Origin of the sequence: Flavobacterium rhamnosi (genome assembly GCF_048286515.1) — a bacterium.
In the GTDB taxonomy this organism is placed as follows: Bacteria; Bacteroidota; Bacteroidia; order Flavobacteriales; family Flavobacteriaceae; genus Flavobacterium.
The window spans coordinates 52951-79406 of the sequence record NZ_JBLVPS010000011.1 but is presented as its reverse complement, the minus strand read 5'-3'; the positions used below and the strand labels follow the sequence as shown (position 1 = coordinate 79406).

19 protein-coding genes and 1 tRNA gene are annotated in these 26456 nt (G+C 35.6%); 15 read left to right on the top strand and 5 right to left on the bottom strand.

Annotated features, from left to right (window positions below; translation table 11 throughout):
* Positions 1-109: 109 nt before the first annotated feature.
* Both ACNQGN_RS10695 and odhB read left to right on the top strand, forming a co-directional pair.
* The gene (locus ACNQGN_RS10695) at positions 110-2884 is read left to right on the top strand and encodes a 2-oxoglutarate dehydrogenase E1 component (RefSeq protein WP_417987822.1); all 2775 of its coding nucleotides are present in this window, start codon (positions 110-112) and stop codon (positions 2882-2884) included.
* 144 nt (positions 2885-3028) lie between these two features.
* Positions 3029-4258, top strand: a complete 1230-nt coding sequence (gene odhB, locus ACNQGN_RS10690; RefSeq protein ID WP_417987821.1) for a 2-oxoglutarate dehydrogenase complex dihydrolipoyllysine-residue succinyltransferase — start codon at positions 3029-3031, stop codon at positions 4256-4258.
* A 278-nt stretch (positions 4259-4536) separates the two neighbouring features.
* On the opposite strand, the gene ACNQGN_RS10685 is transcribed toward odhB, so the two are convergent.
* Positions 4537-4977, bottom strand: a complete 441-nt coding sequence (locus ACNQGN_RS10685; RefSeq protein WP_417987820.1) for a retropepsin-like aspartic protease — start codon at positions 4975-4977, stop codon at positions 4537-4539.
* Positions 4978-5505: 528 nt separating this feature from the next.
* Between ACNQGN_RS10685 and ACNQGN_RS10680 the strand changes: the two genes are divergently transcribed.
* From ACNQGN_RS10680 to ACNQGN_RS10665, 4 genes are all read left to right on the top strand, one after another.
* Entirely contained in the window at positions 5506-6285 is a 780-nt protein-coding gene (locus ACNQGN_RS10680; RefSeq protein WP_417987819.1) for a TatD family hydrolase, read from the top strand.
* 65 nt (positions 6286-6350) lie between these two features.
* Positions 6351-7487 (top strand): 1-acyl-sn-glycerol-3-phosphate acyltransferase, encoded by a 1137-nt coding sequence (locus ACNQGN_RS10675; RefSeq protein WP_417987818.1) that lies wholly within the window; start codon positions 6351-6353, stop codon positions 7485-7487.
* Positions 7477-8505 carry an asparaginase gene (locus ACNQGN_RS10670; RefSeq protein WP_417987817.1) on the top strand — a complete coding sequence of 343 codons (1029 nt, stop codon included), beginning with the start codon at positions 7477-7479 and terminating at the stop codon, positions 8503-8505. Before ACNQGN_RS10675 ends, ACNQGN_RS10670 begins: the two co-directional genes overlap by 11 nt.
* A gap of 61 nt (positions 8506-8566) precedes the next feature.
* Positions 8567-8651: transfer RNA gene (locus tag ACNQGN_RS10665), tRNA-Ser, on the top strand.
* Positions 8652-8863: 212 nt separating this feature from the next.
* Here ACNQGN_RS10665 and ACNQGN_RS10660 read toward each other — a convergent pair.
* The 3 genes from ACNQGN_RS10660 to gnd all read right to left on the bottom strand — a co-directional run bounded on the left by ACNQGN_RS10660 (position 8864) and on the right by gnd (position 12596).
* Entirely contained in the window at positions 8864-10282 is a 1419-nt protein-coding gene (locus ACNQGN_RS10660) for a gluconokinase (protein ID WP_417987816.1), read from the bottom strand.
* A gap of 18 nt (positions 10283-10300) precedes the next feature.
* A complete protein-coding gene (locus tag ACNQGN_RS10655) occupies positions 10301-11620 on the bottom strand; it encodes a gluconate:H+ symporter (protein ID WP_417987815.1) in 1320 nt (439 codons plus the stop codon).
* Between the two features lie 76 nt (positions 11621-11696).
* Positions 11697-12596, bottom strand: coding sequence for a phosphogluconate dehydrogenase (NAD(+)-dependent, decarboxylating) (gene gnd / locus ACNQGN_RS10650; RefSeq protein ID WP_417987814.1), 900 nt, complete (start codon positions 12594-12596; stop codon positions 11697-11699).
* Positions 12597-13264: 668 nt separating this feature from the next.
* On the opposite strand from gnd, the gene ACNQGN_RS10645 reads away from it, so the two are divergent.
* From ACNQGN_RS10645 to ACNQGN_RS10635, 3 genes are all read left to right on the top strand, one after another.
* Positions 13265-14083, top strand: a complete 819-nt coding sequence (locus ACNQGN_RS10645) for an SDR family oxidoreductase (RefSeq protein WP_417987813.1) — start codon at positions 13265-13267, stop codon at positions 14081-14083.
* Positions 14084-14103: 20 nt separating this feature from the next.
* A complete protein-coding gene (gene uxuA, locus ACNQGN_RS10640; protein ID WP_417987812.1) occupies positions 14104-15288 on the top strand; it encodes a mannonate dehydratase in 1185 nt (394 codons plus the stop codon).
* A 182-nt stretch (positions 15289-15470) separates the two neighbouring features.
* Positions 15471-16172 carry a porin family protein gene (locus ACNQGN_RS10635; RefSeq protein ID WP_417987811.1) on the top strand — a complete coding sequence of 234 codons (702 nt, stop codon included), beginning with the start codon at positions 15471-15473 and terminating at the stop codon, positions 16170-16172.
* On the opposite strand, the gene ACNQGN_RS10630 is transcribed toward ACNQGN_RS10635, so the two are convergent.
* Complete coding sequence (locus ACNQGN_RS10630; RefSeq protein ID WP_417987810.1) at positions 16167-16772, bottom strand: hypothetical protein; 606 nt, start codon at positions 16770-16772, stop codon at positions 16167-16169. The genes ACNQGN_RS10635 and ACNQGN_RS10630 overlap by 6 nt on opposite strands.
* Before the next feature lie 301 nt (positions 16773-17073).
* Here ACNQGN_RS10630 and ACNQGN_RS10625 point away from each other — a divergent pair, with 301 nt between their 5' ends.
* From ACNQGN_RS10625 to ACNQGN_RS10600, 6 genes are all read left to right on the top strand, one after another.
* Positions 17074-19521, top strand: a complete 2448-nt coding sequence (locus ACNQGN_RS10625) for a bifunctional UDP-N-acetylmuramoyl-tripeptide:D-alanyl-D-alanine ligase/alanine racemase (protein ID WP_417987809.1) — start codon at positions 17074-17076, stop codon at positions 19519-19521.
* 86 nt (positions 19522-19607) lie between these two features.
* The gene (gene mscL / locus ACNQGN_RS10620) at positions 19608-20024 is read left to right on the top strand and encodes a large conductance mechanosensitive channel protein MscL (RefSeq protein ID WP_417987808.1); all 417 of its coding nucleotides are present in this window, start codon (positions 19608-19610) and stop codon (positions 20022-20024) included.
* 192 nt (positions 20025-20216) lie between these two features.
* Positions 20217-21206, top strand: a complete 990-nt coding sequence (locus ACNQGN_RS10615) for an aspartate-semialdehyde dehydrogenase (protein WP_417987807.1) — start codon at positions 20217-20219, stop codon at positions 21204-21206.
* A gap of 134 nt (positions 21207-21340) precedes the next feature.
* Positions 21341-21688, top strand: coding sequence for a hypothetical protein (locus ACNQGN_RS10610; protein WP_417987806.1), 348 nt, complete (start codon positions 21341-21343; stop codon positions 21686-21688).
* A 138-nt stretch (positions 21689-21826) separates the two neighbouring features.
* Positions 21827-24034 carry a TonB-dependent receptor gene (locus ACNQGN_RS10605; RefSeq protein ID WP_417987805.1) on the top strand — a complete coding sequence of 736 codons (2208 nt, stop codon included), beginning with the start codon at positions 21827-21829 and terminating at the stop codon, positions 24032-24034.
* 214 nt (positions 24035-24248) lie between these two features.
* Positions 24249-26369 (top strand): prolyl oligopeptidase family serine peptidase, encoded by a 2121-nt coding sequence (locus tag ACNQGN_RS10600; RefSeq protein WP_417987804.1) that lies wholly within the window; start codon positions 24249-24251, stop codon positions 26367-26369.
* The last annotated feature ends 87 nt before the right edge of the window (positions 26370-26456 follow it).

Here is a 26456-nt window from a genome sequence, read left to right as displayed (position 1 = left end):
GGTTTTTTTAACAAATTTTTACGTAAAAGTACGTAAAAAATTAAATTAGATATACTGGATTATTGTACTTTTGTCAAACTATTTAACAAAAAGTACATTCACTAACATTATGGATAGGTTTTCATTTTTAAACGCAGCACATACCGAATTTTTCGCACAATTATACGATCAATATTTAGAAAATCCAGACAGCGTCGAGCCAAGTTGGAGAAGTTTTTTTCAAGGTTTCGACTTTGGAATGGCGAGCTACAATGGTGAAAGTAAAGTGGAGCAGATGGCAGATTTTGCCGTTAATAACGCTGATTGTACTATTGTTTCGGATAAACTTCAAAAAGAATTCAACGTACTAAAATTGATTGATGGGTACCGTTCCCGTGGACATTTGTTTACAAAAACAAATCCTGTGAGAGACAGAAGAACTTCTTCACCTACTTTAGATATCGTAAATTTTGGACTTTCAGCAACAGATTTAAATACTGTTTTTGATGCAGCAAAGGTCATTGATATTCAGCCTTGTACGCTTCAGGAGATTATAATGCACCTGGACGCTATTTATTGCCAGCACATTGGTGTCGAGTACATGTATATTCGTAAACCTGAAATCGTGGACTGGATTCAGAAAAAATTAGGAAAAAATGACAATCAGCCTAATTTTTCTGCGGATGAGAAGAAATCCATTCTTAATAAATTAAATGAAGCTGTTTCTTTTGAGAATTTTTTGCATACAAAATATGTTGGTCAAAAACGATTTTCTCTTGAAGGAGGGGAGTCTGTAATTCCTGCTTTGGATGCCTTGATTGAAAAAGCTGCTGAAAAAGGAGTGGAGCAATTTGTAATGGGAATGGCACATAGAGGTCGTTTGAATGTTTTGGCAAATATTTTTGGCAAATCTACCCAAGACATTTTTGGGGAATTTGACGGTAAAGATTACGATCAGGAATATTTTGACGGAGATGTAAAATACCATTTAGGCCTTACAGCTGATAAAATTACAAGTACCGGAAAAAACATAAATATTAATTTAGCTCCAAATCCTTCTCACCTTGAAACAGTAGGTGCAGTAATTGAAGGAATTACAAGAGCAAAACAAGACAAATATTTCCCTAATGATTTTTCTAAAGTTTTACCAATCGCCGTTCACGGTGATGCCGCAATTGCTGGTCAGGGTATTCTTTATGAAATTGTGCAAATGGCGCAATTGGATGGTTATAAAACTGGAGGTACAATTCACATTGTAATTAACAATCAGGTAGGGTTTACAACTAATTACCTTGATGCGCGTTCCTCAACCTATTGTACTGATGTTGCCAAAGTAACGCTTTCGCCTGTATTGCACGTAAATGCAGATGATGCAGAAGCGGTAGTGCATGCCATGTCATTTGCTTTAGATTTCAGAATGCAATTTGGTAAAGATGTGTTTATCGATTTATTAGGATATAGAAAATACGGACATAATGAAGGAGATGAACCTCGTTTCACGCAGCCGGTATTGTATAAAATTATAGCAAAACATCAAAATCCAAGAGATATTTATGCTGAAAAGTTATTGTCTGAAGGAGTTATTGATGCTACCTATGTGAATGGATTAGAAAAGGAGTACAAATCTAATCTTGAAGTAAACCTTGAAGCGTCTCGTAAAAAAGACTTGACAATTATTACTCCATTTATGAAAAATGAATGGAAAGGTTTTGAGCAAGTAACCGATACGCAAATGCTCGAAAATGTAGCTACTGCTTATTCAAAAGAAGGACTTACTGAAGTTGCAAATGCTATTTGTAATTTACCTGCGGATAAAAAGTTTATCAGTAAAATCCAAAAACTGATTAACGACAGAAAAACTATGTTTTTTCAAACCAATAAGCTGGATTGGGCAATGGCCGAACACTTAGCTTATGGATCTTTGTTGCAAGAAGGATATGATGTTCGTATTTCTGGACAAGATGTTGAACGAGGTACTTTTTCTCATCGCCATGCTGTTGTAAAAGTTGAAGATTCAGAAGAAGAAGTGGTTTTGATCAATAATTTAGAAAACAAAAAGGGGAAATTCAATATTTTCAATTCTCTTTTATCTGAATACGGTGTTTTAGGTTTTGACTATGGCTACGCTCTAGCAAACCCGAATACATTAACAATTTGGGAAGCGCAATTTGGGGATTTTAGTAATGGAGCCCAAATTATGATCGACCAGTATATTTCTTGTGGAGAAGATAAATGGAACAATCAAAACGGAATTGTTTTATTGTTGCCTCACGGATATGAAGGACAGGGAGCGGAGCATTCCTCAGCCAGAATGGAACGGTATTTACAACTTTGTGCCAGACATAATATGTATGTTGCCGATTGTACAACACCTGCTAACTTCTTCCACTTGTTGAGAAGACAAATGAAAACTACTTTCCGTAAACCGCTTATTGTATTTACACCAAAGAGTTTATTGCGTGATCCAAGAGTTTTATCTCCTGTAGAAGATTTTGCATCAGGAAGTTTTCAGGAAACATTTGATGATGAGACCGTAAATAAAGCGGATGTGACAACATTGGTTTTTTGTACAGGGAAATTCTATTATGACATTACTGCCGAAAGAGAAAACAACGGACGCAATGATGTAGCGGTAGTAAGAATCGAGCAATTGTTTCCATTGCCAGTGGAGCAATTAAAAGCGATTATTGCTAAATATCCAAATGCGGATGATTATGTTTGGGCACAAGAAGAACCAAAAAACATGGGTGCTTACAGTTATATGTTGATGAATTTTGATTTAGTAAAATGGAGATTGGCTTCACTAAAAGCATATTCAGCACCAGCGGCAGGAAGTTACACAAGGGCAAAACGTCGTCAGGCTGATGCGATACGAATGGTTTTTGATAAAAATTTGTTTAGATAATAAGGAGCTATTTCCTGCTGTACGCTGCGTCTTTTAAAGATAAAAGGATGCCGCATCGGTCAGGTATAAAATACATAGACAGTAAGCATAGGTTGTTTTTGAAACAATTTAAAATTTAAAATTCATAATTTAAAATAATAGAACATGATTTTAGAAATGAAAGTCCCATCACCAGGGGAATCTATAAAAGAAGTTGAAATTGCAACTTGGTTGGTAAAAGACGGAGACTATGTAGAGAAGGACCAAGCAATTGCTGAGGTTGATTCTGATAAAGCAACATTGGAATTGCCTGCAGAAGCAAGTGGAATCATTACATTGAAAGCAGAAGAAGGCGATGCGGTAGCAGTAGGAGCGGTAGTTTGTTTAATCGACACGAGTGCTGCAAAACCATCGGGTGCTGCACCAGCGGTGGAAGTTGCAAAAGCAGTAGAAGCACCAAAAGCTGAAGTTAAAGCAGAAGCGCCAAAAGCGGCTCCGGTTGCAACAGCAACTTATGCTTCAGGAACTCCATCTCCAGCAGCACGAAAAATATTAGATGAAAAAAATATAGCGCCAGCTTCAGTAACAGGAAGTGGGAAAGATGGAAGAATAACTAAAGATGATGCAGTGAATGCAGTTCCATCTATGGGAACGCCTACAGGTGGATCTCGTGGAACTGAGCGTACTAAGTTATCAATGTTACGTAGAAAAGTCGCTGAGAGACTAGTTGCGGCTAAAAACGAAACTGCTATGTTGACCACTTTTAACGAGGTAAACATGACGCCAATCAACTTGATTCGTAATGAATACAAAGATGCGTTTAAAGCTAAACATGGTGGAATTGGTTTAGGATATATGTCTTTTTTTACTAAAGCTGTGACAAGAGCGTTGAAATTATTCCCAGATGTAAATTCAATGATGGATGGTGATCATAAGATTGCTTTCGATTTTTGCGATATTTCAATTGCCGTTTCAGGACCAAAAGGATTAATGGTTCCTGTAGTTCGTAATGCTGAAAACTTGACTTTCCGAGGAGTGGAAGCTGACATTAAAAGATTAGCGTTAAAAGCACGTGACGGACAAATCACAGTTGATGATATGACTGGCGGAACCTTTACAATCACTAATGGGGGTGTTTTTGGAAGTATGTTGAGTACGCCGATAATCAATCCTCCACAATCTGGAATTCTTGGAATGCACAATATTATCGAGCGTCCAATTGCAGTAAATGGGAAAGTCGAAATTCACCCAATGATGTATGTGGCTTTATCTTATGACCATAGAATTATTGATGGTCGTGAGTCGGTTGGTTTCTTGGTAGCAGTAAAAGAAGCGTTAGAAAATCCACTAGAATTATTATTGGATAACAATCCTAAAAAAGCATTAGAATTGTAATATCGATATACTTTGTCATCGCTTCGTCAATTTAGGCAAGTCTTTTCGTTTGACAAAGGAAAATTTCAATCCCGTCCTGTTTCTAAACACGACGGGATTTTTTTTGCTTTGTACACAAGTGTTATTAGAAAAAATATTTTTAGTCCGAAATTAAATCATTAAAAATGTGAATTTTCCTTTCACAATATTTAAAATTCAAAAAGAATCAGAACTCCTTGTGAAGTTGTCAGTTTAAGCTTAAGTAATAGTATTTAAAGTTGTTTTTTGAATGTTTACTTTTACTTTAGTAAATACAAACAATGATTGTAGTAATCTACGATCGCTTTGCCTTTCATTAAAATATCAGCACCTATTATTCCATGAACACGTTTTGCTTTATGTTGTGTTAAAGCTTCGTTCACATGGGATAAATCAAAAATTACAACATCAAAAGCAATGTCCTTCCAAGTGCCTAGCTGTAATTGGTTTGTTGTGGCTATTTGAGTCAGCATTCCGGTAGCTCCAGCGCCTGAAGCTCTCGTTTTTGAGTTTTTTGCTTCCAATAAAAATAAGTCGACACTTTCAAATCCGACACAACTAGTTGAAGCGCCTGTGTCCAAAATAAAATTTCCTTTTACACCATTGATTTTTGCTTTGATCAAAAGGTGTTGCGTTTTAGTAATCTTAAATTTTACTTTTTTGTAATTTTCCTTTTTAAGAATTTCGTGTAGATTTTTCATTTTCGAGAGCGATTGAAAGCCAAAAATAAACCAATTAGAATCAAAAACCCAATACTATAAAAGATATAATTCACAGTATTTTTGTTGTTTCTAATTCACAAAAAGGCACAAAAGGACGCCAATAATACGATTTCTTGGATTTTTTTTGGTACTAAAAAAAATCAAGTTTTACATCTTAAAAATCTTTAATTTTATTTGTCTTGCAAAATGAAATTGTATCATAATGGGCTATGTAACAAGATTTAACAAAGTGTTTGGTGAAAGCATCAAAGGCTTTTAAAAGAATAAGAACGGCTTTGTGAATTTCTTTTTCTTTTGTTTTTAAACTGATACAGGAGGACTGCTAATTGTATAAGGAAATCTGGTAGAGTGTTATTAAATTCAAGATTTATTATAGGAATTAGATTATAATTTTCGCAACAAGTTCGTTAGAATGGCAAACCACTGAAATCAAATTTAATTAATCTTTGTTAAACCACTTTTCCGACTAGTTTTATTCTTGTAATTTTGCGCCCTTAAACCTTAGACTTGGAAACGAAAACAATAATTACCGATACACATACTCATTTATATTCTGAAGAATTTGATCAAGACCGAAATGAAATGATTCAAAGAGCAATTGATGCCGGAGTTTCTCGTTTTTTCATTCCGGCTATTGATTCGACTTGTACGGAATCTATGTACGAATTAGAAAAAAATTATCCGCATAACGTGTTCTTGATGATGGGATTGCATCCTACGCATGTAAAAGATAATTATCTGGAGGAATTGCAGCATGTGGAAGAAGAGTTGTCTAAAAGAAAATTCTATGCCGTTGGCGAAATTGGAATCGATTTGTATTGGGATAAAACCAGCTTGCCACAGCAGCAAATCGCTTTTAGAAGACAAATCCAACTGGCTAAACACTATAAATTACCCATTGTAATTCATTGTCGTGACGCTTTTGATGAAATTTTCGAAATTCTGGAAGAGGAAAAGTCTGCTGATTTATTCGGAATTTTTCATTGTTTTTCCGGGACGTATGAACAGGCATTACAAGCAATTTCGTATAATATGAAGCTTGGAATTGGCGGTGTAGTTACTTTTAAAAATGGGAAAATTGATCAATTCTTGAATCATATTGACTTGAAAAACATCGTTTTAGAAACAGATTCTCCGTATTTAGCGCCCATTCCTTATAGGGGAAAAAGGAATGAAAGCAGCTATATTGTAAATATTGTAAAAAAGTTGTCTGAAATTTATGATCTAACGCCAAATGAAATTGCGGCAATAACAACTGAAAATTCTAAAGCAATTTTTGGGATTTAAAATAAATTTATTTTATTTTAACTTTTTTTTTGTTCATTTGCCGACACAAACCTAGAAAACTAACAATGCAGAAATTTGACGCTATTCGACCATTTTATGATGCCGAAATAAACGAGGCTCTTCAAGATGTGATTCATCATCCGATGATGAAGGCATTAATGAATTTTTCTTTTCCAGATGTAGCTGACGAAGTTTGGAAAGAACAACTCAGAAAAACGCATTCTATTCGTGATTTTCAATGTAATTTTATTTATCAATCGGTTCAAAAGGTATTGGAAAAAAGTTCGGAAGGATTAACAACTTCCGGGTTCGAAAAATTAGAGCCTAATACATCTTATTTGTTTATTTCGAATCATCGTGATATTCTTTTAGATACAACATTGCTAAATGCTTCTTTATTTGAGCATGGTTTAGTGATGACGGCTTCGGCGATTGGCGATAATTTAGTAAAGAAATCTTTCCTGAAGACATTGGCAAAACTCAATCGTAATTTTCTTGTTCAGCGTGGCTTAACGCCAAGAGAAATGCTACAAAGTTCAAAACTATTGTCAGAATATATTGGTCATTTGTTGCTGCATGAAAACCGTTCGGTTTGGATTGCGCAACGAGAAGGTAGAACAAAAGACGGGAATGATGCCACAAATCCAGGTGTTTTGAAAATGCTGGGTATGGCTTCTGATGAAAAGAATTTGATGGATTACTTCAAAAAAGTAAAAATCATACCGGTTTCGATTTCCTATGAATATGATCCAACTGATGCTTTGAAAATGCCTCAATTAATGGCTGAAGCTAATAATGAAGTTTACATTAAAGAAAAAAATGAAGATTTCATGACAATTCTTAGTGGCGCTTTGGGACAGAAGAAAAGAATCCACATCCATGTAGGTAAAGTTTTGGATACAGAAATAGATGCAATTATTGTCGAAAGTGACACTTCAAATAAGCAAATAGTAGCATTGGCACAAGTTATTGACGATGCGATATTAAGTAATTACCACTTGTGGCCGACGAATTATATTGCGTATGATATTGTTAATAAGACCAATATCTATTCACATTTATATACAGAAAACGAAAAATCACTATTTGAACGTAGACTCGAAATGCGCATTGATCATGATAATCCAATAGCTTTGGAAGGTTTTCTTGCAATGTATGCGAATCCCGTTGTAAATAAATTAAAATATCAAAATGCAATCTAAAGCCAAAATACTTCTGATATATACCGGGGGAACCATTGGTATGAGAAAAGATTTTGAAACGGGTGCGCTCAAAGCTTTCAATTTTAGTAAATTATTACAAAGGATTCCGGAACTGAAACAGTTGGACTGCGAAATCGAAACTATTTCTTTCGAAAATCCTATTGATTCCTCTAATATGAATCCTGAGAAATGGGCTCAAATTGCTTCGATTATCGAAGATAATTATGAGCAGTGTGATGGATTTGTAGTGCTTCATGGTTCAGATACTATGTCGTATTCTGCATCGGCATTAAGTTTTATGCTCGAAAATTTGTCAAAACCAGTAATTTTTACCGGATCACAATTGCCTATTGGAGATTTGCGTACGGATGCTAAAGAGAATCTGATTACTGCGATTCAAATTGCGTCATTACGTGAAGATGGGAAAGCGGTTATAAGAGAAGTTTGCCTTTATTTTGAATACAAGTTGTATCGAGGTAATAGAACTACAAAAATAAATGCGGAACATTTCAAAGCGTTTACTTCGCCAAATTATCCTTCTTTGGTAGAATCTGGAGTGCATCTCAATATGAGTCCCGAATTATTTTTGCCTATACCAAGGATTAGAAAATTAAAGGTTCATAAAAATTTGAATAATCAGGTAGTCATTATAAAAATGTTTCCAGGAATAAGTGAAGCAGTTTTATCAGCTATTTTTAACATTCAAAATCTTAAGGGAATTGTTTTAGAAACCTATGGAGCCGGAAACGCCCCTACTGAAGAATGGTTTATAGATCTATTAAGAAATGCGATTAAGAGAGGGTTGTATATCATTAATGTTACTCAATGCTCAGGAGGGAGTGTTAGTATGGGGCAATATGAAACTAGTACCTCTATGAAAAATATAGGTGTGATTTCAGGTAAAGACATTACGACCGAAGCAGCAATCACAAAATTAATGTATTTATTGAGCCAGAAAATAGCGCCAGAAGACTTCAAAAGTATATTTGAAACGGCTTTGCGAGGTGAAATAGCATAATATTCAGATTTTACTTTTCTAAGTCACTTTTTTTTGTGTTCTTTGCAACCTTAAATAAAATAGAGAGGTGGCCGAGTGGCTGAAGGCGCACGCTTGGAAAGCGTGTTTATGGCAACATAACGTGGGTTCGAATCCCATTCTCTCTGCAAAGAAAAATGCTTCCTAAAATAGGAGGCATTTTTTATTTGTGCACTGCGCTGAAGGAAACTGCAGCAAAACTGTGACTAAGCGAATGTAAGTACTGTATAAGGCTTCCGTTGTAGGTTAATGGGCATGTGTCATAAAGCCCTATAGAAAGGAATTATTTTTCTCATACTTATAGTTTTTGTTTTTTTTATTTCGTGAATCATAATGGAAATTAGAGCGCTTGCAATAAAGGATGGATGCGTTTGAATTTCTCAAAATTTTGTTCGTAGATTTCTTTTGAATCTTTATTTGGTAGAAAAATTTTTCCGATTTTAGATTCCTTTGGAACGCAAATGCCGGTAGCTTTAAATCCAATTAAAACGGCGCCCCATGCAGACGCTTCAATTGTTTCGGCTACAATTACTTTCATTTGAAAAATATCTGCAACCATTTGTAACCAGAGATCACTTTTTCCAAAACCACCACTCGCCATTATTGTTGTTTCATGTCTTTTTTCGAAATCAGGAAGTAAGATTTCAGTAATGCTTAATAGTCCAAATAAAATACCTTCGAGTGTAGCCCGAATTAAATGTGCTTGAGTATGGATAATTCGGATTCCCAAAAGAGTTCCCTGAGCGGAAGCATCCCAGATGGGAGCTCTTTCCCCCAATAAATAAGGAACAAAAAGCAATCCTTCAGATCCTGCAGGAATCATTGTAGCCTGGTCAAACAATTCTTCGAAAGATTTGTCGGTTCTTAAGATGGATTCTTTCAGCCATTGCAAAACAATTGCACCATTATTAACAGCCCCTAATTTCAAGTATTGGTTTTCCATCAAATGATAACATTGCGTTCGCATTTGCGGATCAATAAAAGGCTTGTCAGAAGGCAAGCGCACTGCGCCACTGGTGCCAATGCTCAAAGCCATGCGTCCCGCTTCCATTGCTCCGGTTGCCAAGTTTGCCAAAGCACCGTCACCGCCACCAAGTATATAATCAAAACCATCGGATACCCCTTTGCTTTGGTGCATTGGATCCACTATTATGGATAGTTGATTTTCTTGTATTTCTAAGTAATCGAGAATTTCTGATTCCCATTGTAGCGTATGAATATTCATCAGTCCAGTACCCGATGCCATCGAGGAATCAATGACATATTCTCCCGTAAGATGATGCCAAACATATTCTTTGATACTAATAAATTTGAAAGTTTTTGAAAAATTTGTTGCGTCATGCTTTTTCAGCCAAGCAATTTTGGTCATTGGTGAAAAAGTATGAATAGGAATACCTGTTTTTTGATAAAAATTATTTCCTTGTTTTGAATTTTTTAGTTTTTCAGCTAATGAATAGGCTCTATTATCTGCCCAAATTAGAGCTTCAGTAAGCGGTTTTCCAGTGTTGTCTATTGCAATTATACTTTGCATCGCAGAACTAAAACTAATAAATTCAGGCTGGATGTCTTTTGTAATTTGCTGAATGCATTTTAAAACAGCAGCTACTATTTCATTAGGTTTTTGTACGCTCCAATCCGCTTGAGGGTGATACATTGGGTAGGACTGGCTAAATTCCCGAATTACTTTTCCGGTTACATCAAAGCATACCGCTTTAGTTGCCGTGGTACCAATGTCTATTCCTATGTAAAATTGCTCCATTTTTATGTAGATAAATTATTAGCCCACAAATACATTCAGTATTAATACCCCAATCAGTCCCATGGTTCCAATGATGGTTTCCATCACGGTCCAAGTTTTGAAAGTGTCCGAGATGCTAATCCCAAAATATTCTTTAAACATCCAAAAACCAGTGTCATTTACATGGGAGCACATCAAACTTCCTGCTCCTATGGACAGTACCATCAGCTCAGGGCTTATTCCTGAACTAACCACTAATGGTTGTACAATCCCGGCTGCAGTTAATCCTGCGACAGTTGCTGAACCTAATGCAATGCGAATAATTGTTGCCACAAGCCAGCCTAATAGCAAGGGAGAAAGTGTTGATGTTTCGAAAAAAATGGCTAAATCAGTACCAATACCACTATCGATAAGCAATTGTTTAAAAGCACCACCGGCTGCAATAATCATTATGATCATCGTAGCTGAACTAAGAGCCGAGCTGGATTTATCCATAATGTCCTGCATCTTCCGACCGCGATTGATCCCTAAAAAAACTACTGCAAACAATACAGCAATCAGCATAGAGGTGGTTGGGTTTCCAATGAATCCAAGAATATGACGTAAAGCAGAAGTTTCAGGTAGACTTAATTCGCTTATTGTGGCTAATCCCATTAAGATTATGGGTATTAAAGCGGCTAGAAAGCTGATGCCGGAAGAGGGCATTTCGTTTTCAGCGAATGTCTTACTTTCGAATAATCCTGCGGGTGGGTTGGCAACAATTTTTTTTATGAATTCTGGAAAAATAATCCCGGCAATCAATAAAGTAGGAATCGCGATTACCAATCCGTAAAGTAAAATTTGCCCAATGTCAGCTTTAAAAATTACGGCAATAGCGGTTGGTCCGGGATGCGGCGGTAAAAAACCATGAGTCACTGATAATGCCGAAGCCATAGCGATTCCGAGATAAATTATGGGCTGTTTAGTGCTTTTTGCGATGGCGAAAACCATTGGAATTAATATCACGAAACCAGCATTGTAGAACATTGAAATTCCTACAGCAAAACCAGTAAGTAACATGGCCCATTTAATATGTTTGATTCCAAAAGCACTGATCATTGCCGTACTAATTCGTTGTGCGGCACCGCTATCCGAAAGAATATTCCCTAGGATAACGCCAAAAGCGATAATTACTATCAGAGATCCTAAAGTACTTCCAATCCCTAGTTGTAGCGAATTAATAATATCAGGAAAGAGCATTCCCTTGGCAATCCCCACAAATAAAGAAGCGATTATCAATGAGATAAAAGCATTTAGTTTTACTGCAGAAATCATGACCAGTAATAAAAGGATACTTGCAATTAAAATCAATATAGACATAGTTGGGAATGGGATAAATTAGATAGCCGTCAATTCGTACGCAGTTTTTTTAAGTCAATGTAGTAGAAAGTTTCTGTCATTCGTTCTTCTCCACTGCGTGACCCCCAAATTCATTTCGAAGTGCCGCGACTACTTTTCCGGAGAAAGTGTCAGTCATTTGGGAACGGTAGCGCATCATAATTGAAAGTGCAATTACGGGAGTAGGAACCCCTAAATCTAAAGCAGTTTCGAGCGTCCATTTTCCTTCGCCTGAAGAATGCATTATTCCTTTTATACTATCTAAATGTGGATCTTTTGAGAAAGCATTCTCTGTTAGTTCCATTAACCAACTGCGCACCACAGAACCGTGATTGAATAATTTGGCCGTTTTTTCGAAATCAATATCAAATTCAGAATGTTCGAAAACTTCAAATCCTTCAGCGATGGATTGCATCATACCATATTCTATTCCATTGTGAACCATTTTTGTAAAATGACCACTTCCTGCCGCACCAGTGTATAAATAACCATTTTCTACGGAAATATCCTTAAAGACTTTTGCAACATATTCAAATACTGCTGCGTCTCCGCCAATCATCGTACAAGCACCATTTAAAGCACCAGAAGTTCCGCCAGAAGTTCCGCAGTCCAAAAAGTCAATACCAAGCTCCTTGAGTTGGGAATAGCGACGCATAGAATCTTTATAGTTAGAATTTCCACCGTCAATGATAATATCGTTTTTCCCTAAAAAGGGAATTAATGAAGTGATGACTGCATCTACAATTTCACCGGCAGGGACCATTAACCAAATAACTTTTCGGTCGTTTAGTTTTTGACACAACTCTTGTACGGAATATGCTGTGGTAATTCCTTTCGTGCCAATTTTCTTTAGAAAGTCAGCGTTTACATCTTGGGCTATTACTTCGTAACCATTTTGCTGTAAGTTAAGGGCAAGATTGAACCCCATTTTTCCTAATCCTATAATTCCAATTTGCATGACTGTTTCGTTTTAAGTGTAATTTAAAATTCTTTTGAGCGTTTAAAAACTTTCTAGTAAAAATATTGGTTTTAATTTTTTAACAAGCAATTTATCAGAAAAATATTTAAACTTTTATAAATCAATATGTTAATTGAAATTGGTTTTTATTTATAGTTGCATTTTACCGTATTCCTTTTTATTATTCCTTTATACAGGATGGGCAGGTGGGCTAATTGTTGTTAATTGAGCATATTCTGAAACAAAAACAGATTGTGACGGTGAATAGTTCAGAGGATTATGCTTAATTAGGCTACTGTTTATTAATAATTTGAGTAACAAATTTTCAATGTCCTCAGTAAAGCATTGCAACTTTCGAACAAATATTATATTTTGAAGCTAATTTTCATGAAATAGTTGTTTTCTGGAAGCGATTGTTGAAGGTTTTAAGAATTTTTGCTATAATTTTGCACCTTATTTTGAAATCGTACATGATTTAATGCAAAAAGAGAAGTAACCAAAGGTGCGGTTTTTATGATTTAATGGGAAAAAGCTTTTGACCACTGATAAATTACATTAAGCTCCTGTAATGAAATAGCGTTCGTCGATTTTAGAATAAAAATATTTTAATTGACGAATTGACAATTAAATCGACTTTAGAAATTATTAAAAAATATAAAAATAAGTACATGAAAACGGAAGAATTATTTAATCTGAAAGGAAAAGTAGCGATAATAACTGGAGGATCAGGGGTTCTAGGAAGCAGTATGGCAAGAATATTGGCGCAATATGGAGTAATTACAGGTATTGTGGGATCAACAATTGAAAAAGCAGAAAAAGCGGTTGAAGTAATTAAGAAAGAAGGTGGTGAAGCTTTTGCTGTCAAAGCAAATGTGTTGGATAAAGCAGATCTGGAAGAAATTCGTGATTTTGTTATTGAAAAATATGGGAAATTGGATATTCTGATAAATGCAGCTGGAGGAAATATTCCAGGCGCTACCATTGGACCTGATCAAGCGATTTATGATATGGCAAAGGACGATTTGCAAAAAGTATTGGATCTAAATATCATTGGAACAATATTGCCTTCTCAAGTATTTTCAGAAATTTTCGCAAAACAAAAGTCGGGAATTATCATAAATATTTCTTCGGCAACGGCCCAAAGACCCTTAAGTAGGGTAGTTGGGTATTCCGCATCAAAAGCGGCAATTGATAATTTTACGAAATGGATGGCGGTTGAATTGGCAGGTAAATATGGGGAAGGAATTCGTGTGAATGCGATAGCCCCAGGATTTTTTATTGGTGAACAGAACAGAAGCTTATTGCTGGATCCGGACGGAAACCTGACCTCTCGTGGAGAAAAAATTATAGAGCATACTCCGATGGGAAGATTTGGAGTTCCAGAAGATTTAGACGGAATATTATTATTTTTGTGTAGTGATATGTCCAAGTTTGTCACAGGAATAACGGTGAGTGTAGATGGAGGTTTTGGTGCATCAAGCATCTAAATAATTAATAAAGAGAAAAAATGGAACAGACATTAAGATGGTTCGGGCCTAACGATCCCGTTCAATTATCAGATATTTTACAAGCCGGAGCCACGGGGGTAGTAACCGCTTTACATCATATTCCTAATGGAGAGGTATGGGAAGTAGAAGAAATTTTGAAAAGAAAACATTTAATTGAATACAAAAACGCCACAGTAGGAGGTGAATTATCTGGTTTGACATGGTCCGTTGTTGAAAGTATTCCGGTACATGAAGACATTAAAAAACAAACGGGTGATTACCTGAAATACATAGAAAACTATAAGCAAAGTATTAAAAACCTTGCGACTTGCGGACTTCACTGTGTTTGCTATAATTTCATGCCGGTTCTTGATTGGTCCAGAACTGACTTAGCTTATGAATTACCGGATGGATCCAAAGCGCTTCGATTTGATTTTAATGCTTTTGCTGCTTTCGAATTATTTATTTTGAAAAGACCGGGAGCGGAAGAAACCTATAATAAAACTCAGATAGCTGCTGCCACTACTTATTTTGAAGCGTTAAATGACGAAGAAAAAATCAAGCTGCAACAGAATATTTTGGCAGGACTTCCTGGTGCCGAAGAAGCATATTCAGTGGAAGAGTTTCTTGCTATTCTAAAAGGATATAATCATATTGACAGAAAAAGATTAAAAGAAAACCTCTTTTATTTCTTGAAAGAAATCATTCCGGTTGCTGAGAGTGAAGGCGTTTTGATGGCGATTCATCCTGATGATCCTCCCTATCCAATTCTTGGATTACCAAGAGTGGTAAGTACCGAAGAAGATTTGATTGACTTACTTTCTGCCGTTGATTCGCAATCAAATGGTTTTACAATGTGTACTGGCTCTTATGGTGTTCGTGCGGATAATGATTTGGTGGGAATGGTGGAACGTCATGGGAATAAAATGAATTTCATCCATTTAAGAAGTACACAAAGAGATGCAGAAGGCAGCTTTTTTGAAGCCAATCATTTGGAAGGAGATGTAAACATGTACGGCGTAGTAAAAGCGATTTTGCAAATCCAAAAATCCCGCAACGTAGTTGTTCCTATGAGACCTGATCATGGGCATCAAATGCTGGATGATTTGAATAAGAAAACAAATCCCGGGTATTCCGGAATCGGACGTTTACGTGGATTGGCGGAACTAAGGGGTCTTGAAATGGGGATTGAAAAAAGTTTATAAGATTAGATTTTAAGCCTGAGAATATATTTATTAAAAAATATTCTGGACTTATTAAAAGTTTATTTATCAGCATTACCTATAATAAAACCATCAAATTGGTATATTTGTAATGCTGCAATGAGAAGTAAAAACTAATAATGTGTTTGAAATTATCAGCCAGCAATTTTAAACCCAAAAACAATATGCGGTTATTTCTTAATTGTTTTCTTTTCTTATCCGTTTTCAATCTTTTTTCCCAAGAAAATGTGATTGCTGAAAATGATCCAAAAGTCAAAATTGATTCCCTTTATAGAGAAGATCAGTTTTATTTTGGATTTACATACAATACTTTAACGAACAAACCGGAAGGTTTATCGCAGAGCAAATTGTCAACTGGTTTTTCTGTCGGCTTTCTTAGGGATATGCCTATAAATAAAAACAGAACCATTGCAATAGCGTCCGGAATAGGTATTTCTTATAATGATTACAATCAGGATCTTGCGATCTATAAATCGGATCAAAACTTGGTTTATTCAATTATCGATGCAGAAACAGTCTTTAGTAAGAATAAGTTTTCACAACTATTAGTGGATGTTCCCATTGAGTTCAGATGGAGAACATCGACCTATGAGAACTATAAGTTTTGGAGAATATATGGTGGCGTTAAATTCAGTTATTTAATTTATGACCGATCCATTTTTAAAGATGATCAGGGGAAAATAATCGTTACGGGAAATAAGGACTTCAATGATTTTTTATATGGTGTTTATATTTCATCGGGCTATAATACGATAAATGTATATGCCTATTATGGTTTGAATTCATTATTTAAATCTGCCAAAATTGATGGTCAGCCCATAGCTATGAAATCCTTTAATATTGGAATTATTTTCTATATTTTATAACCATAAATATAACAAAAGCAGTTGCGGTACGCTTCCTAAAAGAAAACCAAGAATCAATTCTGAAGGAGTATGGGCTTTCATTTCTAAACGGGATGAAGCCACACAGCCATTTATAAGTATTAAAACCGTGATCATAAAGCTATTTTGGATTTGATAGTGCAAGCTTAATCCCATAACAAAAACGGTTAGGGAGCTTATACCCATCATATGAAGACTGGCTTTTGTCTTAAAAAAGGATAATACTAATGCTTGCAGAGTACTCATCAATGCTCCCAAAAAGAAAAAATGCAATTCGGGATATCGGTCCAAAGTGATGCTTTTTCGAACTAATAAAATAAGGAGAAAACAGTGAATTATCAGTGGTATTTTTCGTTGTGAGACTTCAGCTATCATTATAGAATCGATTCTTCCCGCAGCCCGTAATACTAAAAAAAGCAGAATGGGAATGATTACCGTAACAATTAAGATTTGGAATAAAATGAAAAGTTTTTCCTGATTGACAAAAAGAGAAAGGTTGAAAAAAAGGTAAACCAAAGCCGCCATTATCGGTATGAATATTGGGTGGAAAATATAAGAGAATATTGGCAGGATTTTTTTCAAAATTTCAAGTGTTGTTTGTACTAACAAATATAACGATTCTGATAAAATAGTTAGTGTAGATTTATGGTGTTTTTAACTTTTATACTGCTTTAAAAGGGGATTTCGTTCGGATTTTATTAAACAGGGAATAGCTATAAATTGTAACGTTTCGAAGTCTTCATTATGAAAAGAAGTGTTATTTTTGAAGAAGTTTTAGAAAGAAACCGATTAATTGTTGCTTATACAAAATTTTCGATTCTTTCTTTTCTATGTAACAGTTCATACCAATCAGTAAAATTAGCGTCATTCGCGTTGCAAATCAATGAGTCTAAAAATCCAAAATATTATCCCTCAAATTCAGGCTAAATTTGTAGGCGACAACAGTGCCCTTTCAATTGATACTATTTCTATCGACAGTCGCTCGTTGCAAAATGGTATGCAAACCTTGTTTTTTGCATTGGTTGGAACCAATAATGATGCACATTTTTACGTAAAAGATTTAATTGAAAAAGGTGTTCAGAATTTTGTTGTTACCCATATTCCTGAAGATTGTGAGGGTAAAGCCAATTTTCTGGTTGTCGAAAATACATTACAAGCCTTGCAAAAAATCGCAGCGTATTATCGAAGTCTTTTCTCTTTTCCTATTATAGGATTGACCGGAAGTAACGGTAAAACTATAGTAAAAGAATGGCTGAATTTTCTCCTAAGTCCGGATTATAATATTATTCGAAGCCCAAAAAGTTATAACTCACAAGTTGGAGTTCCGTTGTCGGTTTTGGCTATCAATGAGCAACACAATCTTGGACTTTTTGAAGCTGGGATTTCTACGGGTTCAGAAATGGAAAAACTGAAGCCTATTATCAAGCCAACGATTGGGGTTTTAACAAATATTGGTTCTGCACATGATGAAGGTTTCGCCAATTTAGAAGAGAAAATAGAAGAGAAAATGCGCCTTTTTGAAGATTCAGAAGTGGTGATTTATCAAAAAAACGAGTGTGTTGCTTCCTTTATTACTAAGAAAACAAAATCATTTTCATGGAGTTTTGACTCCAAAGATGCTGATGTCTTCGTCTTTAATACAGTAATTAAAAATGGCAGCACTACAATTCATTATCGATATAAACAGGATCCATTTGAATTAGCAATCCCATTTCAGGATAAAGCATCTGTTGAAAATGCGATTTCGTGTTTGATGGTTTTGTTATATTTTGAATATGATACAGTAACGATTCAGAATCGAGTGAAATTGTTGTATCCAGTCGAAATGCGTTTGAAAGTTAAAAACGGAATAAATAATTGCAGTGTTATTGATGATAGTTATAGTTCCGATTTTCAATCATTGAAAATCGCCTTGGACTTTTTGGAAAGCCAAAATAAACGTCAAAAAAAGACGCTCATATTATCTGATATTTTCCAAAGTGGTCTGTCCAATGAGGAATTATACTCGAAAGTTTCCCAACTCATTATTTCTAATAAAATTACAAGGGTTATCGGGATTGGTGAAACTATTTCGTCATTCGAAAATAAGTTTACGAACTGTATTAGTTTTAAAAATACTGAAGCCTTTATTTCAAGTTTTGAAGATTTGAATTTTAGTGATGAAACAATTTTGATTAAAGGAGCTCGCACGTTTCATTTTGAAGAAATTGTAGCTTTACTAGAAGAGAAAAAACATGAAACTGTTCTGGAAATAAACCTGAATGCTATCAGTCATAACTTGAATTTTTTCAAATCAAAGCTGAAACCCAAAACTAAAATAATGGTTATGGTAAAAGCTTTTGGTTACGGAAGCGGTGGTCTTGAAATAGCCAAATTATTGGAACATCATAAAGTGGATTATTTGGGCGTAGCCTTCGCCGACGAAGGTATCTCGTTAAAAAATGGAGGGATTCATTTGCCAATTATGGTATTGAATCCAGAAACAACCAGTTTTTCGGCAATTATTCAACATCATTTAGAACCCGAAATTTATAGCTTGAAAGGATTACGAGCTTTCTTAAAAATCGCGGAGCAAAAAAAATTGAAATATTTCCCTATTCATATAAAGCTGGATACAGGGATGCATCGTTTGGGGTTTGAGAACAACACGATTGATGATTTGATTGCAATATTGAAAGGAAATCAAACAGTTGAAATAAAAAGTATTTTATCACATATGGCGACAAGTGATGATTTGGAATTCAAAGATTTTGCATATTCACAAATTGATTTATTTGAGAAACTATCCTCAAAGTTGATGTCGGAATTGCAAATACAACCCATTCGGCATATTTTAAATACTTCAGGGATTACTAATTATCAAGATTCGCAATACGATATGGTGCGTCTGGGAATTGGACTTTACGGAGTTTCAAATGACAGTGAGGAACAGAAGCATTTAGAAAACGTAGGAACGCTAAAATCAGTAATTTCGCAAATAAGGACCATTCCGGCGGGTGAAAGTGTAGGTTATGGTAGGCGATTTATAGCAGAGAAACCAACAAAAATAGCTACGATTCCCATAGGTTATGCTGATGGAATTTTCAGAGGATGGGGAAATGGGGTTGGTTTTGTAATTATTAAGAATGAAAAAGCAAGTATTCTTGGCAGTATTTGCATGGATATGTTAATGGTGGATGTAAGTGGAATTGATTGCAAAGAAGGTGATGCGGCAATTATTTTTGGTGAAAACCCAACTGTGAATTACATTGCCCAAAAATTAAGCACGATACCGTACGAGATTCTTACCAGTATTTCTCAACGAGTAAAACGGGTGTTTTATCGAGAGTAATTAGTAAGGTTAGACTGTTAATTGTATTAAAATTTTGATTAAATTCGTGTAAATTAAATATATTTTTTAACCTAAAAAAAATAATTATGGGATTTTTCGGCGATTTTAAGGCCTCTTTAATGAAAGGCGATGTATTGAGTTTAGCAACTGCGGTGGTTATTGGTGCTGCGTTTGGAAAAATTGTTGGTTCTGCTGTAGATGACGTTATTATGCCAATTGTAGGTTTACTTACTGGTGGAATTGATTTTACACAGAAATTCATCACACTGGATGGAAATAGTTATGAAAGTTTGGCTGCTGCGAAAACTGCTGGAGCTGCTGTAATTACTTATGGTAATTTAGTTCAGGCTATTATTAACTTCGTTATCATTGCCTTCTTTATTTTTGTTATTTTAAGGGCTGCTGAAAAAGCCAGGAAGAAAGAAGAAGTTGCACCTGCTGCTCCAGCCGGACCTACGCAGGAAGAATTGCTTACACAAATTAGAGATTTATTGAAAAAATAATACCCTTTGCAACTAAACCGCTTCCTATTGAGGCGGTTTTCTTTTAAATAGTTAAACAATGCCTTGTTGCATATCTAAACAACTAAGTGTTATATTTGTAACATTTTGTTATTTTTTGTGAACACGCTTGTTTTGATTTGAATATTACTTACTTTTGCTATTCAAATTTAGTACTCAATAATAAAATATACTATGAGAATAGCAGTTGTAGGCGCTACTGGAATGGTTGGCGAAGTAATGTTAAAAGTATTGGCAGAAAGAAATTTTCCTGTAACAGAATTAATTCCTGTTGCTTCTGAAAGATCAGTTGGAAAAGAAATAGAATATAAAGGTAAAAAATATAAAGTGGTGGGTATGCAAACTGCTGTGGACATGAAAGCGGATATTGCTTTGTTTTCTGCAGGTGGTGATACTTCACTGGAATGGGCTCCGAAATTTGCAGCAGCGGGAACAACCGTTATCGATAATTCATCAGCTTGGAGAATGGACCCAACTAAAAAATTGATCGTTCCTGAAATTAATGCAGGTGAATTGACTAAAGAAGATAAAATCATTGCAAATCCAAACTGTTCTACCATTCAAATGGTATTGGTTTTGGCGCCACTGCATAGAAAATATAATATTAAACGTGTGATTGTCTCTACTTACCAGTCCATTACCGGAACAGGGGTAAAAGCAGTTCAGCAATTAGAAAATGAATACGCAGGTGCACAAGGTGAAATGGCTTACAAATATCCAATTCACAGAAATGCAATTCCACAATGTGACTCATTTGAAGACAATGGATACACCAAAGAAGAAATGAAATTGGTTCGTGAAACTAAAAAAATATTAAGTGATAACGCTATTGCGGTTACAGCTACAGCTGTTCGTGTGCCTATCGTTGGTGGACACAGCGAAGCAGTAAATGTTGAATTCACCAGTGATTTTGATGTTAACGAAATAAGAAATATTTTGCATCATACCGATGGTGTTGTAGTTCAAGACAACAATGATACTTATACATACCCAATGCCAATGTATGCGCAAGGGAAAGACGATGTTTTTGTCGGTAGAATTCGTCGTGACGAAAGCCAGGAAAATACTTTGAATATGTGGATTGTTGCTGATAACTTGAGAAAGGGAGCAGCTACAAACACAATACAAATTGCAGAATATTTGATTGCAGCTAAATTGGTGTAATTAAATTAATTTTGACAGGAAGCGTTGCGCCGCAGCGCATGTCTATTCTATATAAAACTACAACTCTAATTTAGCGTTGTAGTTTTTTTGTTTTAAATAGAGGTTATATTTTAGTTTTATTACCTTTGTGGCGAATGAAAAAGAAACAGCTCATAATAAATCTTTTCTTTGCGAGTGCACTATTGTTTTCCATAGTGTTTCAATCGTTTCATGGATATGAGCATCTGGAAAAGAAATTTTCAGAAAAAGTCTGTTATCACAAGCATGATTCTAATAAGGCAGAATTAACCCATCAGCATAGAGGTTTTGACCATTGTTTAGTTTGTGAATTCACCTCCAGTAGTTACATTTCCACGGTTGATTTCTCCTATCAATTATATATCCAATACAAAGAAATACCTTATTTCTTTGCCACCACAGAAACGATTCTTTCGTTTTCCGGAAGTTTGTATTCCCATCGTGGTCCCCCAGTAAATTGTTAAATCCAATTCATTTTCCGTACAAAGTCAAACTTGTTTAGTTGATTTTTTATGGATGTATTTTTTATTTACTAAATAATTCCAGGCTCGACACTATCTCTTTTGAGTACGTTGGCTAATGGAACAATACAATAATTTTCAATGAAAAAATTTATTATAGCCCTATTTTTGGGGTTTTCGGCGATGCTTCAAGCGCAAAATTCGATATCAGGTGTCGTAATTAATAGTGCAAATCATCCTATAAAAGGAGTTTCGGTCTATGCATCAGAATTGCATAAAGGAACAACAACCGATGAGAATGGAAAATTCGCATTTACCAATCTCCCTAACGGAAAATTAAAACTCACCTTTGCTTTTATAGGATTTGGAACGCAGCATAAAACCATAAGCAGTTTGCAAAAAGAAAACATACTAGATGTAGTGCTCGAAGAAACAATATTTGAGATGGATGAAGTGATTGTTTCGACTGCTTTCAATAAAATACAATCACAAAATGTGATGAAGGTGGAACACGAAAGCATCAAAAATATGCAGCGAAAAGGAACCGCAACTTTGATAGAGGGACTGGCTACTATTCCAGGTGTTTCACAGGTTTCTACAGGAACTTCTATTGGTAAACCGGTGATTCGAGGTTTGAGTGGGAATCGTGTTTTAGTTTATTCTCAAGGAGTTCGTATAGAAAATCAACAGTTTGGTGACGAACACGGATTGGGATTAAATGACTCAGGAATAGAAAGTGTTGAGGTGATAAAAGGACCAGCTTCTTTGTTGTATGGTTCGGATGCTTTGGGGGGCGTTTTATATTTTAATCCCGAAAAATTTGCTGATGCCAATACGTTTAAAGCTAATTTCAGTCAAAAATATTTCTCGAATACCTTAGGCAGTAATTCTTCATTGGGAGTGAAAACATCTAGTGATAACTGGAAGTTTCTTGCTCGAGGAAGCTACAATACACATTCCGATTATAAAATTGCAGACGGTGCGCGGGTACTTAATACCCGCTACAATGAGACGGATTTTAAAACAGGAATTGGGCTCAACAACGCCAAATTTTCAAGTGTATTGCGTTACAATTACAATAAACTCGATTTAGGGATTCCAGAAGATGGTATTACAGTACAAACCAGTAGTAAAAAACCAGAATTTCCAAAACAAGGCGTCTTTAATCATTTGCTGAGTTTGAACAATGTTTTCTTTTTCAAGAACTCAAAACTGGATGTCGATTTGGGTTATATTGTCAATGATCGAAGCGAATTTGAAGATAGCGATGTTGCAGTGTTGCATATGAAACTAAAAACATTTAATTACGACGCAAAATATCATCTGCCTGTAATTGGGAAAGTAGAAACTATTTTTGGAATTCAGGGAATGCACCAAACCAACGCCAACTCAGGAGAAGAATATTTAATTCCGGATGCGATTATAAATGATTTTGGTGTTTTTGGAACCGCTTATTACCAATGGAAAACGAATGTGCTCCAGGCTGGTTTACGTTTTGATAATCGAAAAATCAGCACCGAAGCATATGGTATTGCTGGAACGGAAGGCTCTTTTGAAGCTATCGAAAAATCATATGACAGTTTTAATGCTTCGTTAGGATACAAAACGAATCTGACCGATGATTTGACTTTACGACTGAATCTTGCTTCTGGGTTTAGAGCGCCAAACCTTGCCGAACTAACTTCCAATGGTGTTCATGAAGGAACGAATCGCTATGAAGTCGGAAATCGTGATTTGAAAACCGAGCAGAACATACAAACTGATTTGAATTTGGAATACAGAACGGATCATTTCGAGTTTTTTGTAAACGGATTTTATAATCATATCAACAATTATATTTATACATCACCAACCGGTGTTGTGATCGATGAAAACGCGGTTTTTGATTACATTCAGAATGATGCCAAATTGTACGGTGGTGAAATTGGATTGCATTTTCATCCGCATCCTTTGGATTGGTTGCATTATGAAACCAGTTTCGAAACCGTTACGGGGAAGAAGCAAAACGGTGAGTATTTGCCCTTAATTCCGGCTAACAATTGGAATAACACTATTAGAACAGAGTTTAAAATCAAAAACTGGCTCGAAGATGGTTTTGCCACTTTGAATTTTTCTACTACTTTCAATCAAAGTAATGTAAGTGGTTTTGAGACGAAATCCAATGGTTATTCCTTGGTGAATATCGGTTTTGGAGGAAAGGTGAAACTAGGTAAAACAGCTTTTGATATTAACCTTAATGGTAATAATTTACTGGACAAAAGATATATCGCCCACCTTTCCAGATTGAAAACCGATGGAATTCCTAATATAGGAAGAAGCTTTGTTTTTGGGCTAAATTTTACTTTGTAACACTGCAGTATAAGGAAAACATAAAAACGCTATTCTAGAGTAGCGTTTTTTGAAAATTTATGGAATGCAATTCATAGGAATAATTTATAAGAACATTGCAGCAAGAATATTGTAACAAAAAAGCAATTTCATAGACTACTATTATCTTACTACTTTCCTTGATATAAAACGCTAAATTATTTGTCTATTTTTATAATGAACTAAAGCACGTATAATGAAAAAATTTTTTTTAATAATGGCAGTTTCAACTACTATTTCATCTTTTGGTCAAAACCAAAACCCAATAAAATATCCAACTACAAATAAGGGAGAAACGGTCGATGTATATTTTGATACGAAACTTCCTGATCCCTATCGCTGGCTCGAAGATGATAAATCTGCCGAAACCGGGGCCTGGGTAAAATCTCAAAATGAAGTAACCTACGATTATTTAGCTAAAATTCCATTTCGCAATGCGTTAAAAGTAAGGATGGAAAAATTGTGGAATTATGAGAAAATAGGTGCGCCTTTTATCGAGGGTAATTTTACATATTACTCCAAAAATAATGGCCTACAAAACCAATCGGTGTTGTACAGAAAAGACAAGAAAGGAAAAGAAACTGTTTTCTTGGATCCCAATACTTTTTCTAAAGACGGAACCACTTCCCTTGGCGGACTGGATTTCTCCAAAGACGGTTCTAAAGTGGCATATGCCATTTCAGAAGGCGGAAGTGATTGGAGAAAAGTCATAATCATGGATGCAATTACCCAAAAAATAATTGAAGATACCATAGTTGATGTTAAATTCAGTGGCATATCTTGGAGAGGAAATGAAGGGTTCTATTATTCCAGTTACGATAAACCAAAAGGGAGCGAATTGTCGGCAAAGACAGACCAACATAAATTGTATTTCCATAAGTTAGGAACCTCGCAAAAAGAGGATCAGATTATTTTTGGTGCCGAGCAAAAACGACGTTATGTAGATGGCAGCGTTACGGAGGATGATCATTATTTGGTCATTACAGCATCAACTTCCACGTATGGAAATGAATTGTATATACAAGATTTGACAAAACCCAACAGTCCTCTTGTGACTATTGTTGATAACTTCAAGGGTTCTAACTATATAATTGATAACGAAGGTGAAAAATTATTCATTGTAACTGACTTGAATGCACCTAACAAACGCATTGTTACCGTTCAGGTCGAGAACCCAAAACCGGAGAACTGGAAAGATTTCATTCCAGAAACGGAGAATGTATTATCTCCATCCACAGGCGGAGGATATTTCTTTGCTAATTATATGAAAGATGCCGTTTCAGTTGTGAAACAGTACGATTATTCTGGAAAGCTGGTTCGTGAGATTCAATTACCGGGTATAGGAACAGCAGCTGGTTTTAGCGGAAAGAAAAAAGAAAAAATACTCTATTATTCGTTTACCAATTACGTCACTCCAGGCTCTGTCTATTCGTTTGAACAAAAATTGGGAATCTCTACGGTATATCAAAAACCAAAAGTAGATTTCAAGAGCGAAGAATATGAGTCCAATCAAGTGTTTTACACTTCTAAAGACGGGACCAAAATTCCAATGATTATCACCCATAAAAAAGGATTGAAACTCGACGGGACAAATCCAACAATGCTGTATGGTTATGGTGGATTTAATGTGAGTTTAACACCAAGTTTCAGTATTGCTAATGCCGTATGGATGGAAAACGGAGGCGTTTTCGCGGTTCCAAACTTGCGTGGTGGAGGCGAGTATGGAAAAAAATGGCATGATGCAGGAACCAAAATGCAAAAGCAAAATGTATTTGATGATTTTATCGCAGCTGCAGAATATCTGATTGCTCAAAAATACACTTCCTCTCAGTTTCTTGCCATCCGTGGCGGATCAAACGGAGGGTTGTTGGTGGGCGCCACTATGAGCCAGCGTCCGGAGTTGATGAAAGTCGCTTTGCCAGCCGTAGGTGTCATGGATATGCTGCGCTACCATACTTTTACCTCAGGTGCAGGTTGGGCATATGATTATGGAACATCACAAGACAGTAAGGAAATGTTTGATTATATTAGGGGGTATTCTCCTGTACACAACATAAAAAAAGGAATACAATATCCAGCAACGATGATTACTACTGGCGATCATGACGATAGAGTAGTGCCGGCGCACAGTTTTAAATTTGCTGCCGAATTACAAGAAAAACAGACTGGAAGCAACCCGACCCTAATCCGAATTGATATCAATGCAGGTCACGGTGCAGGAAAATCTGTAGCGGCAACCATTCAGGAAAATGTAGATATTCAGGCATTTACTCTGTATAATATGGGTTTAAACATATTGGAGAAGGCAAATAACTAAGACTATTCAGTTATTTAGGAACTATTTCCCGCTTTATGGCTTTATCCTTTTTTAGTTAATGAAAATGACCTCAAAAAAGATAAAGCT

Bases quoted from the DNA above. Each gene is read 5' to 3' on its own strand.
- ACNQGN_RS10695 (WP_417987822.1), top strand. From the start codon at position 110: ATGGATAGGTTTTCATTTTTAAACGCAGCACATACCGAATTTTTCGCA.
- odhB (WP_417987821.1), top strand. From the start codon at position 3,029: ATGATTTTAGAAATGAAAGTCCCATCACCAGGGGAATCTATAAAAGAA.
- ACNQGN_RS10685 (WP_417987820.1), bottom strand. From the start codon at position 4,977: ATGAAAAATCTACACGAAATTCTTAAAAAGGAAAATTACAAAAAAGTA.
- ACNQGN_RS10675 (WP_417987818.1), top strand. From the start codon at position 6,351: ATGCAGAAATTTGACGCTATTCGACCATTTTATGATGCCGAAATAAAC.
- ACNQGN_RS10670 (WP_417987817.1), top strand. From the start codon at position 7,477: ATGCAATCTAAAGCCAAAATACTTCTGATATATACCGGGGGAACCATT.
- ACNQGN_RS10660 (WP_417987816.1), bottom strand. From the start codon at position 10,282: ATGGAGCAATTTTACATAGGAATAGACATTGGTACCACGGCAACTAAA.
- ACNQGN_RS10655 (WP_417987815.1), bottom strand. From the start codon at position 11,620: ATGTCTATATTGATTTTAATTGCAAGTATCCTTTTATTACTGGTCATG.
- gnd (WP_417987814.1), bottom strand. From the start codon at position 12,596: ATGCAAATTGGAATTATAGGATTAGGAAAAATGGGGTTCAATCTTGCC.
- ACNQGN_RS10645 (WP_417987813.1), top strand. From the start codon at position 13,265: ATGAAAACGGAAGAATTATTTAATCTGAAAGGAAAAGTAGCGATAATA.
- uxuA (WP_417987812.1), top strand. From the start codon at position 14,104: ATGGAACAGACATTAAGATGGTTCGGGCCTAACGATCCCGTTCAATTA.
- ACNQGN_RS10635 (WP_417987811.1), top strand. From the start codon at position 15,471: ATGCGGTTATTTCTTAATTGTTTTCTTTTCTTATCCGTTTTCAATCTT.
- ACNQGN_RS10625 (WP_417987809.1), top strand. From the start codon at position 17,074: ATGAGTCTAAAAATCCAAAATATTATCCCTCAAATTCAGGCTAAATTT.
- mscL (WP_417987808.1), top strand. From the start codon at position 19,608: ATGGGATTTTTCGGCGATTTTAAGGCCTCTTTAATGAAAGGCGATGTA.
- ACNQGN_RS10615 (WP_417987807.1), top strand. From the start codon at position 20,217: ATGAGAATAGCAGTTGTAGGCGCTACTGGAATGGTTGGCGAAGTAATG.
- ACNQGN_RS10610 (WP_417987806.1), top strand. From the start codon at position 21,341: ATGAAAAAGAAACAGCTCATAATAAATCTTTTCTTTGCGAGTGCACTA.
- ACNQGN_RS10605 (WP_417987805.1), top strand. From the start codon at position 21,827: ATGAAAAAATTTATTATAGCCCTATTTTTGGGGTTTTCGGCGATGCTT.
- ACNQGN_RS10600 (WP_417987804.1), top strand. From the start codon at position 24,249: ATGAAAAAATTTTTTTTAATAATGGCAGTTTCAACTACTATTTCATCT.